The 15,931-nt window shown below is 57.5% G+C and carries 25 protein-coding genes and 1 pseudogene; 16 read left to right on the forward strand and 10 right to left on the reverse strand.

Features of this window, described 5'->3' with window-relative positions:
• The 3 genes from VGK48_28625 to VGK48_28635 all read right to left on the reverse strand — a co-directional run.
• Nucleotides 1–674: response regulator (locus tag VGK48_28625; GenBank protein ID HEY2385159.1), on the reverse strand; the 674-nt coding region annotated here is incomplete at its 3' end.
• Nucleotides 668–1,729 (reverse strand): histidine kinase, encoded by a 1,062-nt coding sequence (locus VGK48_28630; protein HEY2385160.1) that lies wholly within the window; start codon nt 1,727–1,729, stop codon nt 668–670. The genes VGK48_28630 and VGK48_28625, both read right to left, overlap by 7 nt.
• Entirely contained in the window at nt 1,719–2,540 is an 822-nt protein-coding gene (locus VGK48_28635) for a TIGR03435 family protein (protein HEY2385161.1), read from the reverse strand. The genes VGK48_28630 and VGK48_28635 overlap by 11 nt, the downstream gene beginning before the upstream one ends.
• A 178-nt stretch (nt 2,541–2,718) precedes the next feature.
• Here VGK48_28635 and VGK48_28640 point away from each other — a divergent pair, with 178 nt between their 5' ends.
• The 3 genes from VGK48_28640 (at nt 2,719) to VGK48_28650 (ending at nt 4,551) form a co-directional block, all read left to right on the forward strand.
• The gene (locus VGK48_28640) at nt 2,719–2,943 is read left to right on the forward strand and encodes a hypothetical protein (GenBank protein ID HEY2385162.1); all 225 of its coding nucleotides are present in this window, start codon (nt 2,719–2,721) and stop codon (nt 2,941–2,943) included.
• Nucleotides 2,940–3,362: a type II toxin-antitoxin system VapC family toxin gene (locus tag VGK48_28645; GenBank protein HEY2385163.1), complete on the forward strand. Its 423-nt coding sequence runs from the start codon at nt 2,940–2,942 to the stop codon at nt 3,360–3,362. The genes VGK48_28640 and VGK48_28645 overlap by 4 nt, the downstream gene beginning before the upstream one ends.
• A 505-nt stretch (nt 3,363–3,867) precedes the next feature.
• The gene (locus VGK48_28650; protein HEY2385164.1) at nt 3,868–4,551 is read left to right on the forward strand and encodes a DNA-directed RNA polymerase; all 684 of its coding nucleotides are present in this window, start codon (nt 3,868–3,870) and stop codon (nt 4,549–4,551) included.
• 64 nt (nt 4,552–4,615) lie between these two features.
• Here the strand turns inward: VGK48_28650 and VGK48_28655 are convergent, their stop codons facing one another.
• From VGK48_28655 to VGK48_28675, 5 genes are all read right to left on the reverse strand, one after another.
• Nucleotides 4,616–6,535, reverse strand: a complete 1,920-nt coding sequence (locus tag VGK48_28655) for an SMP-30/gluconolactonase/LRE family protein (GenBank protein HEY2385165.1) — start codon at nt 6,533–6,535, stop codon at nt 4,616–4,618.
• A 260-nt stretch (nt 6,536–6,795) separates the two neighbouring features.
• Nucleotides 6,796–7,038 carry a hypothetical protein gene (locus VGK48_28660; protein ID HEY2385166.1) on the reverse strand — a complete coding sequence of 81 codons (243 nt, stop codon included), beginning with the start codon at nt 7,036–7,038 and terminating at the stop codon, nt 6,796–6,798.
• Complete coding sequence (locus VGK48_28665) at nt 7,029–7,220, reverse strand: hypothetical protein (GenBank protein HEY2385167.1); 192 nt, start codon at nt 7,218–7,220, stop codon at nt 7,029–7,031. Before VGK48_28665 ends, VGK48_28660 begins: the two co-directional genes overlap by 10 nt.
• Nucleotides 7,221–7,271: 51 nt before the next feature.
• Nucleotides 7,272–7,454 carry a type II toxin-antitoxin system HicA family toxin gene (locus tag VGK48_28670; protein ID HEY2385168.1) on the reverse strand — a complete coding sequence of 61 codons (183 nt, stop codon included), beginning with the start codon at nt 7,452–7,454 and terminating at the stop codon, nt 7,272–7,274.
• Nucleotides 7,451–7,663 (reverse strand): type II toxin-antitoxin system HicB family antitoxin, encoded by a 213-nt coding sequence (locus VGK48_28675; GenBank protein ID HEY2385169.1) that lies wholly within the window; start codon nt 7,661–7,663, stop codon nt 7,451–7,453. The genes VGK48_28670 and VGK48_28675 overlap by 4 nt, the downstream gene beginning before the upstream one ends.
• A gap of 162 nt (nt 7,664–7,825) precedes the next feature.
• On the opposite strand from VGK48_28675, the gene VGK48_28680 reads away from it, so the two are divergent.
• From VGK48_28680 to VGK48_28690, 3 genes and pseudogenes are all read left to right on the forward strand, one after another.
• On the forward strand, nt 7,826–8,092 hold the full coding sequence (locus tag VGK48_28680) for a hypothetical protein (protein HEY2385170.1): 267 nt from the start codon (nt 7,826–7,828) through the stop codon (nt 8,090–8,092).
• Nucleotides 8,093–8,310: 218 nt separating this feature from the next.
• Nucleotides 8,311–8,595: pseudogene (locus VGK48_28685) on the forward strand (DNA-directed RNA polymerase).
• 8 nt (nt 8,596–8,603) lie between these two features.
• Nucleotides 8,604–8,810 carry a hypothetical protein gene (locus VGK48_28690; GenBank protein ID HEY2385171.1) on the forward strand — a complete coding sequence of 69 codons (207 nt, stop codon included), beginning with the start codon at nt 8,604–8,606 and terminating at the stop codon, nt 8,808–8,810.
• Nucleotides 8,811–8,819: 9 nt separating this feature from the next.
• Here the strand turns inward: VGK48_28690 and VGK48_28695 are convergent, their stop codons facing one another.
• The gene (locus tag VGK48_28695) at nt 8,820–9,041 is read right to left on the reverse strand and encodes an addiction module protein (protein ID HEY2385172.1); all 222 of its coding nucleotides are present in this window, start codon (nt 9,039–9,041) and stop codon (nt 8,820–8,822) included.
• A gap of 295 nt (nt 9,042–9,336) precedes the next feature.
• Between VGK48_28695 and VGK48_28700 the strand changes: the two genes are divergently transcribed.
• The 10 genes from VGK48_28700 to VGK48_28745 all read left to right on the forward strand — a co-directional run bounded on the left by VGK48_28700 (nt 9,337) and on the right by VGK48_28745 (nt 13,711).
• A complete protein-coding gene (locus VGK48_28700; protein ID HEY2385173.1) occupies nt 9,337–9,663 on the forward strand; it encodes a nucleotidyltransferase domain-containing protein in 327 nt (108 codons plus the stop codon).
• Nucleotides 9,656–10,051, forward strand: coding sequence for a HEPN domain-containing protein (locus tag VGK48_28705; protein HEY2385174.1), 396 nt, complete (start codon nt 9,656–9,658; stop codon nt 10,049–10,051). The genes VGK48_28700 and VGK48_28705 overlap by 8 nt, the downstream gene beginning before the upstream one ends.
• A gap of 57 nt (nt 10,052–10,108) precedes the next feature.
• A complete protein-coding gene (locus VGK48_28710) occupies nt 10,109–10,237 on the forward strand; it encodes a hypothetical protein (GenBank protein HEY2385175.1) in 129 nt (42 codons plus the stop codon).
• Between the two features lie 8 nt (nt 10,238–10,245).
• Nucleotides 10,246–10,530 (forward strand): hypothetical protein, encoded by a 285-nt coding sequence (locus tag VGK48_28715; GenBank protein ID HEY2385176.1) that lies wholly within the window; start codon nt 10,246–10,248, stop codon nt 10,528–10,530.
• A 27-nt stretch (nt 10,531–10,557) separates the two neighbouring features.
• Nucleotides 10,558–11,052 (forward strand): hypothetical protein, encoded by a 495-nt coding sequence (locus tag VGK48_28720; protein ID HEY2385177.1) that lies wholly within the window; start codon nt 10,558–10,560, stop codon nt 11,050–11,052.
• A 567-nt stretch (nt 11,053–11,619) separates the two neighbouring features.
• A complete protein-coding gene (locus tag VGK48_28725; protein HEY2385178.1) occupies nt 11,620–12,003 on the forward strand; it encodes a nucleotidyltransferase in 384 nt (127 codons plus the stop codon).
• 104 nt (nt 12,004–12,107) lie between these two features.
• Nucleotides 12,108–12,386, forward strand: a complete 279-nt coding sequence (locus VGK48_28730; GenBank protein ID HEY2385179.1) for a hypothetical protein — start codon at nt 12,108–12,110, stop codon at nt 12,384–12,386.
• Nucleotides 12,387–12,589: 203 nt separating this feature from the next.
• The gene (locus VGK48_28735; protein ID HEY2385180.1) at nt 12,590–12,928 is read left to right on the forward strand and encodes a hypothetical protein; all 339 of its coding nucleotides are present in this window, start codon (nt 12,590–12,592) and stop codon (nt 12,926–12,928) included.
• Between the two features lie 154 nt (nt 12,929–13,082).
• Nucleotides 13,083–13,301 (forward strand): type II toxin-antitoxin system Phd/YefM family antitoxin, encoded by a 219-nt coding sequence (locus VGK48_28740; protein ID HEY2385181.1) that lies wholly within the window; start codon nt 13,083–13,085, stop codon nt 13,299–13,301.
• Nucleotides 13,298–13,711: a type II toxin-antitoxin system VapC family toxin gene (locus VGK48_28745; protein ID HEY2385182.1), complete on the forward strand. Its 414-nt coding sequence runs from the start codon at nt 13,298–13,300 to the stop codon at nt 13,709–13,711. Before VGK48_28740 ends, VGK48_28745 begins: the two co-directional genes overlap by 4 nt.
• Nucleotides 13,712–13,975: 264 nt before the next feature.
• Here the strand turns inward: VGK48_28745 and VGK48_28750 are convergent.
• Nucleotides 13,976–15,931: hypothetical protein (locus VGK48_28750; protein ID HEY2385183.1), on the reverse strand; the 1,956-nt coding region annotated here is incomplete at its 5' end.

A 15,931-nucleotide genomic window follows, 5' to 3' on the forward strand; every position in this document is an offset into this window, starting at 1 on the left:
CTGAACCAGCTGCGGAGTTCCTGTATGGCTTCCATATTCAGGAGAGTCGACCGATGGATGCGCACCCATTGCTGGACCGGCAACCGCCGTTCGAGCTCGGCGATACTGATATCGAGCGGGTACTCCTTCTTGCCTGTAGCCGCGAAAGTCAGCTTGTCTTTGGCATAGAAGTGGCTGACATTTGCGACCGGGACGAGTTCCACGCGATTGCCCACGCGTGAAGGCACACGGACCAGATATTCCGGCTTCTTCTCTTCGACAACTTCGCGCATTTGCCGCAGAAGAGCATCGACATTTCCGCGGGCTTCCATTCCCCGCATCATCCGCTCGAGTTTCGCGACAGCGCGAGCAAGTTGGGCTGCCTCGATCGGTTTCAAAAGGTAATCGATAGAGTTGACCTTGAACGCTTCGAGAGCATAACGGTCGTAAGCTGTCGTAAACACGACCAGCGGCTGCGCCATGCCGAGCCGCTCCAGGAACTCGAAGCCGGAAATACCGGGCATCTCGATATCGAGAAACAAGACATCCGGATGGAGACGGCGAACCTCCGCCAGCGCGGCGCCCGGATCTGTGCTAGAGCCGGCGATCTCGATGCCGGCGTGTTCGCCGATCAATCGGCGCAGGCGCTTTATTGCAAGCGGCTCGTCGTCGATCAGGAAAGCCTTCATCAACATGCAGGGACGCGAAGGTGGACGGTCATGCCCTCCGGCTTCCGGTCGAAGGTCAGATCCGCCCGATCGTTGAAAGCCGAGTGCAGGCGGGCCTGCAGAATATCCAATCCCCCGCCGTGCTTCATCAGGGTGGGATCGAACCCGGCCCCATCATCGGAGACCGAAATGAGCACGTCCTTATCCGCGCTCGCGCGAACGTTAATGCGAACCCCGCCCTGATGCTGTCCGGCGACATGTTTCACGGAATTCTCCACCAGGGTTTGGATCGCGAAGGCAGGGACCTCGGCGCGGATCCCGGGATCGGCAGCAATGCCGAAACTCAACCGCTCGCCCAACCTGGTCTGTTGAATCTCCAGGTAATTGCGGACCAACTCCAGTTCCTGCTCCAGCGGAACGCTTCCGCTGTTCTCCAGGGAGGATCGCAGAAGTGAAGCAAGCTGCTCCACAGTCTTCTCCGCTTTTGCAGGGTTTTCCCGGATGAGTGCCGCGATTGAATTCAGCGTATTGAACAAAAAGTGCGGCTGGACTCGCGAGGCCAGAGATGTCAATTGCGCTTCAGCTGCGAGCTTTTCGGCCCGTTCTCGCTGGAGCCGCTGCTCCTGAAGAGCAGCGCGACTCAACACAAGCCGATCGTTACCTGAAACAACCAGTGTCGTGATCACGCCTGCTACCGTTGTCATTGCCAAAGCCGGCCGCAAACCATTCCTGAATAGATCCAGAATCGGCATCCCTCTTATTTCGGGAATGGCGTAATGCGCGACTATGGATGCTATAGCCGTACCGCTGATCCCCAAGCCCGATAGCGACGAAATAATCGCTGCCCATCGCAGCGGCCGAAAGCAATGTTCCGTGTATTCGCCAAGTTGCGGAATGATGAGCCAGCACAAGCTGCCGATCACGAAGGTATGCAGGAAAATGATTTCGATATTTACCTTGTCGAAGGCGCCGTAAAACAAGATCACGCCGCCGCCCACGCCCGCGGTGAAAAACCCGAGCTTCAGCAGATCCGTCTCCCAGCGGCGGGCACTCGCGATTGTCGGCATGGACTCAGTTTTCACTCGGAACTCGATCGAGATGGTCAATCACGATAGTCGAAATCGGCAGCTTTTGCTCCTCCAATTTGAGGCCGAGTTTCTGTAGAGCATCGAACAAGGTCGGACCGGACTCGGGGTCAACGGGAACGGCACCGGCAGGATCGGCAGCTCCATTCGGTTGTGTGGTAGGAAACCTGCGCCCGACCCAGTCCAGCTTGAAGTCATAGACATCCTTCAGGCCGGTTGCATCGAGTACCGGCCGGTCGAAATACATCAGTGCCATTTGCGGTAGATCATCCGCCAGTGCCGCCATCGTTACATTTATACAGTCCCTGTGATTCTGCCCCTGCACACCATCGACGGTCCCGCAACCGGCAGGACTGCCTCCCGAAGTCTTCCGCAGCTTCAGCTGCTTGCCAGCTTTGAGAGCGTAAACGGACCTCACCCGCAATTCGCGATGGAACTGCAGTTTGAGCCGGTCGATCAGCAGATTCTGGAGCATCAGTTGAACTTCTTGGGGAGACGTATCGTTTGCAGATTTGGCAATGACATCAAAACGCGCAGTTTCCAGCCAGTCGGGGCCGCCCTCAAATTGATCAAATCGCGTGACGCCGCCCGCGAAGGCATAATTCAGAATCATCTTAATCGGCAGGTTGCGCCATGTGAGTTGCCCACCTCGCAAGCGTGATCCTTGACCTCGGGTATCACCGGAGTCATTGGCCTTCACGACCGCCGCTTCAAACGCCGGCGTCCCTATACCGGATTGCGTCCAGCCGACGCCGATCGATACGGCCGCCACAACCAGCGCAGCCAATAGAATCGTTTTTGTGTTCATCGAGAATACCTCTGCCCGGAGAGTATTCCTGCAGCGACATGCTCGCCTCGTCTTCCCGACGAAACGTGCAAATTCGCCGACGAACCGGAATGTGCATGCCGAAAAACCGGCATCCGCCTGGGAGCTGTATCCAGATAACCCGGACGCGCATGCTAAAATGTTACTCATAATGAGTAACATGAAAACCGTTACATTGCGCGAATTCAAACATGACAGCCGGTACCAACGCATGGCGCATGATGGCGAAGCGATCCTGGTGACCCACCGTGGAAAACCCTATTTCGTGGCGATCCCTCCCGGCAGGGCCGGCACATTTCTCGGAGCGGCGCGGGCAGGTAAGCCGCTGACGCCGGACTTGCTTGTGTCTGTCCTTCCGGACGATCAGTGGCGTTCCAGCCGATGAATGTTCTCCTCGATACCGCCGCCTGGATCAATGGTGTCAAGGAACCGGAAACATTGCCGGTTAAGGCGTTAAGAATTATGCAAGACGACGTCAACCATTTCTTTCTTTCCGATATCAGTCTTCTAGAGGCATCGATGCTTGGACGCAAACATAAAGTGGACTTCGGAATGGAATTCACCCAATGGCTCGACAAAGCCCTGTCCGAGAACCTGCGCGTTCTGCCGATTTCCGCCCGGATTGCTGCGGTTGAAAATGCGCTCCCGAGCCGTTTTCATGGAGATCCGGCGGACCGAATCATCGCGAGTACCGCGATAGCGCATCAACTGATACTGCTCACGCCGGATCGCGCGGTTGCATTCAGCAGCGTTTGCGACACTATTCAGTACAACTGGCCGAAGCGCACAAAGAAACAAGCCTAAGATGCTGTCGAGTTCATCCTGGCGACGTGTTCATGGTATCCGGAGTGAATGGCTGCATCGTCAAGACGAAGTCTAACTGCGAAAGTCAGGCTAGATTCAGACGGACGCTGAGCCTGGCAAGTCCTGAACGTTGGCCGAAAACCTAAATGGCGCTTGCTCTTTATCTCCATAGGTGCACATTATTCGGCACATTTATGACTATCCCGATAGGTATCAACGACAGAGCGGCAAATAAGACTCGAATCGGACGGCGTGCGTGAGCGCGCCTTGCGCCCTGGCAAAAAGGGCGACTTCCACCTCGCGACGGACTTAAGGTGGGCTAGAGATCTGGTGGGTAATGGCCTGGACTCGCTGTCGGCAGCCGTGCTCGACGTGCAAATGCGACTGAAGGCTTCCGAAGACCGGAAGCTGCCGAACTGGGGAACGCCCTTCTTATCGCTCAGTCCGGAACAACACGCGCTGATCACTATCGCTACATTGATGAACTCCATCTGCAGGTCCGAAAATGAACGTGGTCAAGCCCGCAACGATGACCCTCCCCTACGGCGTGACTCGGGGAACGATCTACAAACAGCTTCTCGAGACGAAGGTCATCCAATCCTGCGAAGACCCGAAGAAATGTGCCCGGTACCTGGCGAGAATCCTGGAGGAAAGCATTCCCGACGTCGCCGTCGAGGCCGGCAAAATCATGAAGTGGCTCCGTACCATTGCCCGCAGTCTCGCGAAGGTGGGGCTGGGCATGGCATGGACCTCACCGGCTGGTTTTCCCGTGGTTCATGAGATCCGGGAACCGAAGGAAGTCCGCCTCGCCACGGCGGACCGGAGAATCAAGATCTACAAAGAGGATCAGAATCGGAAGATCGACTGGAGAAAGCAGGTGGATGGCGTCGTCGCGCACCTGGTTCATTCTCTCGATGCCGCGCACATGATGCTGACGGTGAATCGCCTCCACAGCTGCGGCCTGCGGCATTTTGCGATGGTCCACGATAGCTTTGGCGTTCATGCCGGCGATGTCGACCTGCTGAACCGTGTGCTGCGGGAGGAATTCGTCGGAATGTACTCCGAACTCGTCATGGCGAACTTCTTTATGGAAGTCCTGATGTCCAGTCCCGTGGGTCTCCCCTCACTCCCCGCGCCGGGGACGCTCGACATCCGGCAAGTCCTGGAGTCGCCGTATTTTTTCGCTTAAGCCTGCGCGCTTGACACCGGCTTTCCGCAGACCAGTGCGGTTCAGTTTCGCGGTAGCCGTGAGACTATTTTGACCGACCGGTATAGCCCTGCGCGATTGTCGGGATGGCGATGATCTGGTTGCGCGCGCTCGGCGTGCCCCACGTGCCGTAAAAGACGATCGCGTAGAGCGTCTTCTTGTCCCTGCCGCCGAAGAATGTGCCGTGCAGGCCCTGTGGACCTGGAATGGTGCCGATGAATTTGCCATCCGCGGCGAAAACGTCGACCGACGATCCGGTCGCGACGTAGACACGGCCCTGCTGATCGACCGCCGATCCGTCGCCGCCGGTTCCGCCATGGAGCTTTCCAAACTCCCGCTGGTTTGTCAGCGACCCGTCAACGTTCACGTCAAATGCGTAAACGATCGCGCCGTTGGTGACGTACAGCGTCTTCTCGTCCGGGCTGAGGATGATGCCGTTCGCAAGCGGCACGTCCTTTCCGTATCGTGAGACGACGCCATTGGGGCTGGCGTAGAAGACGCCGCTTTGCGCTGCACCCGTAACGGAGAAGTACACACCGCCTTTCGCGTCGGCGGAGAGATCGTTGAGCACGCCGCCGATACATTCGAACGGCTCGCCGTTGAAGGAACTGGCGAGCGTCTTGCGCGATGGCTCAAGCTCTTCGATGCCGCCGCCGAGCCCGCGGGCGGCGACAAACAACGTACCGGCCTTGCTGCGGGAGACGGCGCCGGCGGTATTGATGCCGGCATAGGCGATCTTCGCGAGCCCGGCCGCCGGATCGAATTGCATGACGTTGCCGGCGTCGTTGTTCGCAAAGAGGATAGCGCCGTTGTCGGCCGCGATCGGGCCGTCGACGTTGTTGCCTTCCCATGACCAAACGACTTTCCAGGTCTGCCTCGCCTCCAGCACCCCCGGAATCGACATCGGCGGCGGCAGGACAGGCGCCGGAGGCGCCGCTGCGGTTGCAGGGTTGGCGGCAACGGAGATCGCGAACGGCTGCGGCGGGTTCTTGCACTTTTCGAGCGCCGCCTTGTAGCCGGCGTTCTGCCACGCCTGTTGATTGCTGCCGCGGTTGAAGGTCGCCGCGGGACCCTCATTGCGCGCGTCCTTATATCCTTTTGCCCGAACGTCCCAGTTTGTGTTTGTGCAGAGGTCGCAGTCGTTACCGGCGAACATTTTCCCGGCTCGCTTGTCGTTCTTGAACTGCCACAGGAGCCAGTTCGACGCGACGTTGGCGAATTCGCCGCCACCCGGATGATCCACCGTGGCCGTGTGCCCAGCGCCGTGACGGGCGCCATAAAAGACCGGCACGCTATTGATCAGTTCGAAGGTCGCCAACGACGCCGGCGACAGGAAATCCCGCTCGGCGCCGTTAATCAGCAGCACGGGGCCGTGGACTTTCTGCACCGCGGCCTCGTTCGATTCCGGCCTCGCGGGCTGCACGCCGGAGTTGAACACGCCGATGGTCTTGACGCGCGGATCAGCGCCTAGCGTGATCGAAAGAAATCCTCCGCAGGACTGGCCCATGACGGCGACCTGATCGGTCGCGATCTTCCCTTTCAAGGGCGAGCCTGTCCGCACATTTTCTTTCTCCGCCCAATCGATCGCTTTTCGGAGATCGTCCGCATTTTGCTGCCGGCGCTCAGCGCCGGGCTGTGAGACGGAGCCGATCACTAGAAAGCCGTGGGACGCGATCGTTGTGAAGAACCCCGAGTAGCGCGCGCTGTTGATGGCGCAGCCGCCGTCGCCCCATACCATCACGGGCAACTTGTCTTTCCCGGGAAGTTTGCCGGGATCCTCCGGGCGAAAAATAACGTGAGCCGGCGAGCCGAACGCAGGCTCCGACATGACCTTGTATGGGCCGGGAACCGCCTTCGGCGCGTTGTCGAGCGGCAGTGTCGTAGCGACCAGATCATTTCGACCCGGTGCCTGAGCGAAACAGACGGACGCGCTGAGAATGGCGGCGGCGACGAGGGTTGTCTTCATAGCCGGTAGCTTACCGCAGCCACTATCCGCGAGCTACTCATTCTGGACAGTAAAGAGTCCGCGCCGCAGATTGAGGACTAACGTTCGAACGTTGCCGTGCCGGCCACCCAGTCGACGCTGAGTCGCAGCGTTCGATATGCGTCGCCGCCGAGCGCGCCTTCCGTCGGCTTGTCCATCCACTGCGCCATTTACTCGTGGAACGCATGGTCGGGACGCCACGCGAACCACACCGGTCCGACATCGTAGCCGCCGACTACGAGCTACGGCACCTCGATCATCGGGACCTCTTTGCCGTCGATCTTGTCGGCGTGCTCGGGCACGCGCCAGTCCGGGTACTTAGCGCGCCAGCGATCGAACACCGTCTTCGTGATGAACGACGTTGCGCGTTCGACCGGTCCGCCGCCGAGCGCCGCGCGCGCCGTGTCGGTGAGCGTCACGCCTCCCGCGGCCTCCGTCTCGACGGTGAGGCGCAGGCGTGCCACCGCATCCTTCGTCAGGTACATGCCGCCGCGCTATCGAGGTAGATGCGGAGCGAGCCACCGGCTGCCGTCTTGGCGTCGAGAAACCAGCGATCGGTGGACAGCTCGGCGGGGAGAATGTAACCCGTCGCCGCCGCGGGCTTCAGATCTGTCGGCGATGGCGTGCACGCGGCCAGCGAAACGAGCGACGCGATGAGGGAGCGCATGCGGTAGATGATCCACGACCGGTGCCGGCGGCGGACGGAAGTTTTCGCCTATCATTTGCCGAGGTCGAGTTGTTTTCGGATCAGATCACACAAGCTGTTTTTGATTTCGGTGTGGCGGGGAACAGGGCTTTGTCTTCCGTTCTTGGAATTGGCATAAATATCGTGCTTTTTGCCATGACGTTTGAGAAAACAACCTGATGCCTCCAGTTCCCTGACAAATTCCGCGCGCTTCACATTGTTTCGAGCGCGATATCTTTCGTTTTGGAACCGGGATGGATCGAGTCAGCACCCTCGAGCATCAGCGCGTAGGCATCCTTGATGTTTTCCTCTAGCTCTTCTAACGTCGCGCCCTGACTAAAGACTCCCGGCACCTCTTTTAATCGTCCAACATACCAGCCGTCATCCGACCAATACTCCAGGGAAAACTGCCGTCGAGCACTCACAATAGAATTATACATAAACGCGATGCCCCTCTATCGATTACCTGTTTGTGCTCGACTCATGTCGCTCCAACCGCATCGAAGCCATTGATAACACGGCATCGATAATGGCGCGCCGATTGCACAGGGCCATGACAGCGTGGCGACGGTAGAATAGGAGAGGAAATGGCGACGAGAACACGAAGCGGCAATGGAAACGTGAACACCGCGATTGCAGTCCTGCTGCATACGCAGGCGCAATTCGTTGCGAAACTTGCGGAGACGAGAAAGGAATTCGCGGCGATCCGCCAGGATCTGGAGACAATCAAAGCCGTTCTCGTCCGGCACGAAGAGGCCTTGAACCGGCATGAGCAGATTCTGAGTCGCCAGGAGCAAATGCTCAAAGACTTGCCGGAAGCGATTCGACAGAAGATAGGGTTCGCGAAACCATAGAATTCCAGGGACGCACCCGATTCTGAAAACAACAATCCCGGGTCCGTCCCTGGAATTCCACCAGTGGTAACGCCGGTTAATGCGGTAAAGATATCGGGCGGCGCATCGAGGTCGGCGGGATTGGCAGGCGCGAGCCCACCGAAGTTGGCCACCCGAGTCGGGGCCGGAGCGAATCTCAAAGTGAAGTCATATCTTCCGGTCAGGCCGGTTCCGGGGGAATGCATTCCCCCGGAAAACGACGCATTCCCCTTCCGGGGGAAGGCCCGTTGCGCGACAAGGCGGATAAACCCTGGCTGTTCTTCGCCGCCTGTCACGAGTGGAAACGCTATAGAAGAGAGGCAGGTCCCGGCTTCCGATCCCATTTGCCGATCAGCATGGATGGGTCGTGTAACGGCTACCAGCATTTGAGTGCCCTCGGACGCGATCCATACGGCGGAAGCGCTGTGAACCTGGTCCCGGACGATTATCCCCACGATATTTATCTCGAAGTCGCCGAGATCGTCAGCAGCAGGTGCAGATTGATGCTCAATACCGGCAAGGAGACGAGAGAGAAGCTGCCCGGCAATTGCTTGGCGCGGAGCGCGAGCCCGATAGGGCGAAGCCTCAATGGAAGATCGATCGTGACGTCCTCAAGCCCGCAACGATGACCGTCCCCTACGGCGTGACGCGGCGAACGATCTACAAACAACTGCTCGATCGAGATCGGCTTCCGGAGTGAGCCTTGCCCTCACTTCTTTCGTTTCAACAGGCGGTCATGGACTTCAGTCCAGGGCTGGGCAGCAGACGGATCGACGGCATGTTCATGCTTGCGCCGATCCAATTCCTCTCGTTGCGCGGAGGTGAGCGGCAGGGACTCGGGCTTGGATGCGATACTCCCCCAGATCTCCTCGATCGGCTCAAGGCGGTCCTTTACGCTCAGGCTCAGAATCTCTTCAATACGAACACTCATAGCTCATTTCTCTCCAATCACGATGTTTGGGCAAGCCTGGCGCCAGATTTAAGTTTACCGCACATGCAAATTCTGGAGACAGACACCGGCCGTGCGCGGGGCTGAGTGCCTTGATTATACCGGCGGCCAGCAACAAGGCGAAATCCACGCCCATTGAGGGCAATAACGCTGTTTCATCGGAGTGCGTTGATGCGCTGCGCCCTCGCCCCACGCCATTGGGAAAATGATCCTGATGAAGATGAACCCGATGCACGGCATCTTCGTGTTTGATCGAAAATAGAGCTATCATCCTTTCATGGCGTTTGATAGGAATGACGCGACTATTCAAGCCTTTCTGTCCGGCATTGCGGGCGTGCGCGAGCGTATTGAAAAAATAATACTTTTCGGCTCACGCGTTCGTGGAGACGAAAAGCCGTATTCCGACTACGATATTCTGATCGTCGTCGCCGAACGCGAACGGGACTTGATGGACGCCATCCACGATGCGGTGATGGACGCCCTTCTTGCGACGGGCCGGCTGGTTTCTCCCAAGGTGTTCCGCCGCCAGGATTTCGACAGATTTTCGGCAATACCAACGCCATTTCTGAAGAATGTCTTAAGAGAAGGTGTCTCCCTTGGATAAGAGCACGCAAGAGTTGATCCGCGGCTATCTCGCCAAAGCGGATGAAAAACTTGAAGTCGTCAACCGCTTGCTCGCGCAAAATGATTTCGAAGACGCGATCTCACGCGCTTACTATGCTGCTTACTACGCCGCTCACGCGCTCCTGCTATCCGAAGGATTGGAGAGCCGATCCCATGGCGGTTTAGTCGCATTGGTTGGTCTTCATTTCGTCAAGACAGGACGACTCGACAAAAAGTTTGGACGAAATCTGTCGAACCTGATGGAAGACCGGCAACAGAGCGATTACAACCTGTTCTCCGGACTGGAAAAGGAAGACGCCGAACAGGCCCTCGAAGAAGCCCGATCTTTTGTCTCCGAAATTCGCCGTCAGCTTGCACCTTATCTCTGAAACCGGCAGGTAAATCCCCGGATCGCACATTGTCCGGGATTCGTAGCCGATCAACTTTTGAGTGAAGAGGGTGTGACATGGGAGATGGGCGAGTCGCCGCCAATCCGGAAGCAACTCGAAGCAGAAGGCGCCGTTTTCGAATGGCGCGAGCTTGGCGGCATCTATGTGTATGTGCATACATGGTGAAGGGGGCGATGAAGCTCGATCCTGAAGGTCGGGCTGGAGAGTTATCGTTCCTGACCCTGATGGAGCTGGGTTTTGAAACGTCGGGTGCATGTGCGGACCAGGGAGGAACGGGCTTCAATGCGGTCATTCGCGAAGGTGAAGCCTATCTGCAGCGCAAGCCGGCGTCGGGCTACTGGACGGCTCTTCAGTCTGCTCCCGGCAGTCCCCGAGTTTCCGAAGGATGGCCGGATGCGTGGCGCCTTTTGGACGGAATGCCGCCAGCCAGGACGTACTTTTACTGTGTCTACGACTAGGATGATGGCTCGCTATTCAATGTAAGTATGACCGACGAGCAAATAGAACGAGGCGTGGCATTCTTCGCGACGTTCCTGGGTCTGCATATTCTGCTTTGGGGTTCGTTATTTTGCATCAGCAGACTACAAACCGCGCAACGGGGTGATGGCGAAGGCTTGATCTACCTGCTTGTTGCGGTGGTATGCTCGGGTCCTTTGTGTGGGATGGAGTCCGTAGTCGGCTACCCCACCGTCACACTGCTTGCGCCAAGCTATAAACAGCCGCTGTTTCGAACATTTTTACGCGATGCAGCATTTTCCGCGCTCCTCGTTTATTCGCTGGGCTGGTCCGCACTCGCGTTCCTCCGAAAAACGATTCTGGCCGAAAACATCATGGACAGCTATCTTGGGCTGAATCTCTTTCGTCACATCTTTCCATGGTCGCCCATCTTCCTGGGCGGACTATCGGCATTAGTGACGATCGTGTGCTCTATGGTCGCGCGGCGCTCGTCAAGGCGAGCTCTAGATTCAAACGGACGCTGAGCGCTGTGAATTCCTGAATTCCAGGAATTCCAGGGACGCATCCGAGATTCGATTCGGGGTGCGTCCCCAAATCTCTCGGGCGCGCTTGACAGCCTACACCGCCTCGCAATTCGCATAAGACTGGGCAAAGGTCATTCTCGCTCCGAAAATTGTATCGAAGAGAAACACGCTTTCAGTGTCTCGACCGCGAGCTCTTTTCCGAGGGATTCGTTGGTTTCGAAACAGTCTGCGCCCCAATTTGACGTCTCTAATTGAATTTCCTATCCTTTGGGTAGTGGATCACAAGGATTCTTCGGCCTTCAATTCCGGTAACAACGAGACGTCTTCCGCAGTTGCGGAGGCGATCGAATTCGGAATCGATATTTCGTTGTTGGAGTCCACGCTTACCTGTTCTTACCAAGAACGCCTGGAGAGGCATGAATCGGCATTGACGCTGGTACTGGAACTTAAGAGAGCCGGAGAGCAGTTATCCAAAGCCTGAATCGTCTTCTCCAACGCTTCATTGATCAAGGATTCGATTTTGTAATTGTCGGTGGATTTGCTGGAGTGCTGCACGGATCTTCTCTCGTGACGCAGGATTTGGATCTTTGTCTCCTGCTGACGCCTGAAAATATCCACAATCTGAGGCTTTCTTTAAAGGATCTGAACCCGAAACACCGGATGACGCCGAAGAAACTTTCTTTTTTGGAGCTTCCAGCAGACATTCGCAACATTAATAACCTCTATTTGGAGACCGATCTGGGTATCGTAGACCTGATCAGCCAAGTTCTTGGTGTTGGCCCCTTCGAGCGGGTTTCAGCCAACGCCCAAACCATCGAACTCTTTGGACGGCCGTGCAAAGTTATCTCGATCGGCGACCTTATTCTGTCCAAAGAAGCGATGGGCAGACCCAAAGACGTTGCGATGATCAAAGAGTTGAAGGTGATCCAGGATAAAATGCGTAAGCCATAACAGAAGGCACACTGGTCTTCAGGAAGCGCGCCGATGAAAAAGCCAAAACGGACGACGAAGCGAGCGTCTGGCCCAATCACATCTTCGTATTATGAACCGGACGGATGTCCCTTCGTGTTCGCCGATGGTACGGCGCACTGATCGCCAGATCCGATATTGAAGATCTTATCGCCTGGGCCGCCCCGCCTTGCACGAACTCGGAAGTGAGGAAACTCGTGTCGAAATCCGGCTACGCCATACAGCCCAGGCTGGACCCGGAAGATGTCACACCAGTCGACGCCGTCCTGTTGGAATTCGAGGAGGAGGAGGCCGAGATGCCATCGCTCTTCTCTGGGGACCTTGAGATCGATGGACCCAGGGCTGGCCGGCGCGTCCCTTCCTGATCGCCGGCATCTGGCATCACCTTGAAAGATATTGGCCCGTCCTCACGTTTGGGCCGGAGTATCCCACAGAAGACCCGATCTGCGCGGTCAAGACCGAATCACGGAGAAGACCCACAAAGGCAGCGCTGATCGCGTTGATCGACCTTAAGCAGACTCAGCTTTTATTGGAACCGATTTGCACAGACACGCAGGCACGGCAGTTCATGGCAACAATGGGTTACACTGTGCGGCCAGATGTGGAGCTATCGGATGTTACGCCAGCAGATGACGTCCATGAGCCCGATGAGATGGGGATGAACCTTTTCGCTCTCGCAATGTATAGGGAAGTCGAAGACTATATCCGCATCGGCGATCCGCCGATCTTCAAGGAAACATCGGAACGTCTGATCGGCATGGGTCTTTCCGACGATGAGGCTATCGGTCTGATATGCAAGGCTCTCGTCGGGGAATATACCTGGGACTCGAACCACGAGATTACTCCGGAGTCGCTCGATCGAATCGTACGGACTTTGTCACGCCTGCCAGATCTCCACGACAACTGAACCGAACTTCGACTGATTCGCCGCCCTCTCCGGCTCCGGACTTCGCTTATCCCCGCGAGTTAGCTCGATTCAAGTCATAATTCGGGGTGCGGCTCTGAATCAGGCCCACGAGTTCTCAATTGTTCAGTTCTGTACTTGAATGTACAATTTAACAATGAAGACCGTCTCATTCACGGATTTCAGGAACAACGCTTCGTCTTATCTGGACCTCGTTGAAAAAGGTGAGGAAGTACAGATACAGAGGCACGGGAAGGTGGTGGCGCGCCTTACACCTCCGGGGCCGCGGAAGGAGCCGGCCTGGCGGAAACCCGGCTTGAAGCTGGTCACGAAGTCGCCATCGCTGAGCAAGGCCGTCCTCGAGGATCGCAGGTGAACCTCTTTGCGGATTCGTCGGCGCTCGCCAAGCGCTACATTGCCGATGAAAAGAGCGGCCGGTTCGACGAGCTTTTGCAGCGCACCGACGGCTTGGCGGTTTCCGTGTTATGCCTGCCGGAAATCATCTCGGCCCTTTGCCGGCGGCGCAGAGAACGCCTTTTGAACGACTCGCAATACAAAGCAGCCAAACGCGCCCTGGAAGCGGATCTGGCCGATGCCGCGGTAATCGCGATGACCGATGAGGTTCTCCTCGGCGGGATCGACCTCCTCGAATCCAATTCCCTCCGCGCCTCCGACGCCATGCAGATTTCCAGTGCTCTGGTCTGGGGAGCCGACGTCTTCGCGTCCGCGGATGCACGGCAATGTACGGCCGCTAAAGGTGCCGGTCTGGATGTGATCCGCCTCTAGTGTACTGACTCAGAGAAACGTTGCATGAGTCTCGCGACGGTTCGAACAAAGTCGATCATCGGCTGCGAGATCGGACATTCACGGGCCGCCCCTGTGGAAACGAAACCTTTGTTAAGGAAGCAGAACGATTGCTCGGCCGCCGCCTCGCAGCTCAAAAACCGGGTCCGGGACCTCAACAACTCACCGATACAAAGACGCCGCCGCTTTGGACAAGCGACGACGTCCCGTCTTGATGTGTTGAATTCCGTGTCTGTCCCCTGAATTTTACCTGCTGACCTGAATACTGCCTACAACGGCACGACCGCCCTGGCCGGCACCGCCGGCACCGCCGGCACCGGTCGAGACAAGCTTGACCCAAAGTGAGCCTTCGCCGCGGTAGTACGAGGTGGCGGTGGCGTTGCGCAGCGCATCCAGGCTGTTTTGTGGCGTGCCCGTGGTTGCGGTGGTGAATCCCGGCAGCTCGAAAATAACCCAGGAGCCGCCGTCCAGCTCCCGCACGCTGATGTTCAGGGGCGACGTTTCGGTTTCCGCCTTGATCTCGGTACCGGCGCGGACCGTGGTATCGCCGGTGGCGTTAAACGTCCTGCCATTGCGGCTGAGAACGATCGGTGCAGCTCCACCTCCTCTGGCGCCACCTCCGCCTCGAGGGGCAGCAGCAGCGCCCGCAGCCGGAGCTGCCCCAGGGCCACCGCGGCCCGCAGCAGCGCCGCGACCAGCAACTGCGCCCGTCGCGGGAGCAGCGCCTCTAGGGGCACCGCCGCCACGGCCTCCACGAGCACCGCCGACGGCGCCAATCTGCATGCGCCCGAAATCACCCTTACATACGGCGGCGTTCCAGGACGGCTCGATCTTACAGGCTTTGTCATCGTCCGCGATCCCGTTGTCGATAACGACATAGGAATCGGGGACACCGCCGACCGACCCGTCGATATCGTGGAACACCGCGCCACTCCAACCTGAAAAACTTCCGAATTCACCGGAAAAGGACCATCGGCGATCCTGCGGTGGGAAATACACCGGCTTGGCGTTTTCGAATGTCAGCTTCTCGACATCGTTGTTGGTGCTGATTGGAAAGCTGCTGTACAGCAGGTACGAGATCGCTCCGGTCTTGCGAGTGGCATTGTCCACATAATTGACGAACCTGGTATTCACAACATGGTGGAGGAAATCGTAATACTCGTAGCCACGGATCGGGTAATCCGCGTCATTGCGAGGCAAGGTTCGACCATACGCGATTTCCGCTGGGGTTTTGGGGGTGCCTTTATTGCCGCTTTCGCCCACGAACAGGGAGTTCACGACTTTCGAGGTATAGTCGCCGTGGTACGGGGCCACGCCAGGGTACGCATGCGTGTAGCCGATAGCGCTGTCGGCAATCTTCAGGCCGTCAAAGACATGATTCTCGCCACGGGCCCAGATGGCAGCGCCCCTGCTCTTGTAGATGGTAAGGTCTTTGAACACCGCTTGCAGCCTCGCGCTGTTGGTGTCGCTGGGATCCGTATAGGGCAGATACGTGTTCCCGCCAAGGTTGAATTTGCCCTGCGCATTGGGTCCGCGATCCAACATCAGCCCTTCGATGTCGGAGTGGGCGACGTTGCCGGAAAACTCCCGAAATTGCGTTCGACGGGGCCAGGTCTTCGCGGCGATCTCCGTGCCTTCAAACTTACCCGTTGGGTGTTCTGGAAAAGCCATCCAGAAGCCTGTTGCCTCAGAACCCGCGGACACATTCCCGCGGTAGGTATTGTCGGGGTTCGTGATCCAGAAGGTGGACGCCGTGTTGTCGGAAGGAATCAACTGGTCGGTGGCATTTTGCCCTTGACCGCCCCCTCCGTAGACTCCGACTACTGCATTTGTCGAAGTACAGGGCCGGGTGGGATGGCATTTGGTCAGTATCCCCAGGTTGTTCAGATACTGGTTACCGTGTTCCACGCCATCTTCGAGGAAGAAGCAGTGGCCGACGTTGTTGTACGCCACATTATTCTCCACCCGCACATCGTTGGTGCCATGTACCGTCACACAGCGGCTGTAGGTATCGTGAATCGCAGAGTTCTCAATGTATTGCCCCTGCGCATCGCCAACCAGATGCCAATGGATGGGATACCTCGCAAGGTTCTCGTGCTGACCCATTCGAAAGAACTCGACACCGGAGACTTTCATGGTTGAGCCGGTCATCGCCATCACGTGCCCGCCACTGAATGACTTCTCCGCGTCGGCTGAAGCCTG

It is taken from the genome of Terriglobia bacterium (assembly GCA_036496425.1).
GTDB lineage: Bacteria > Acidobacteriota > Terriglobia > 20CM-2-55-15 > 20CM-2-55-15 > 20CM-2-55-15.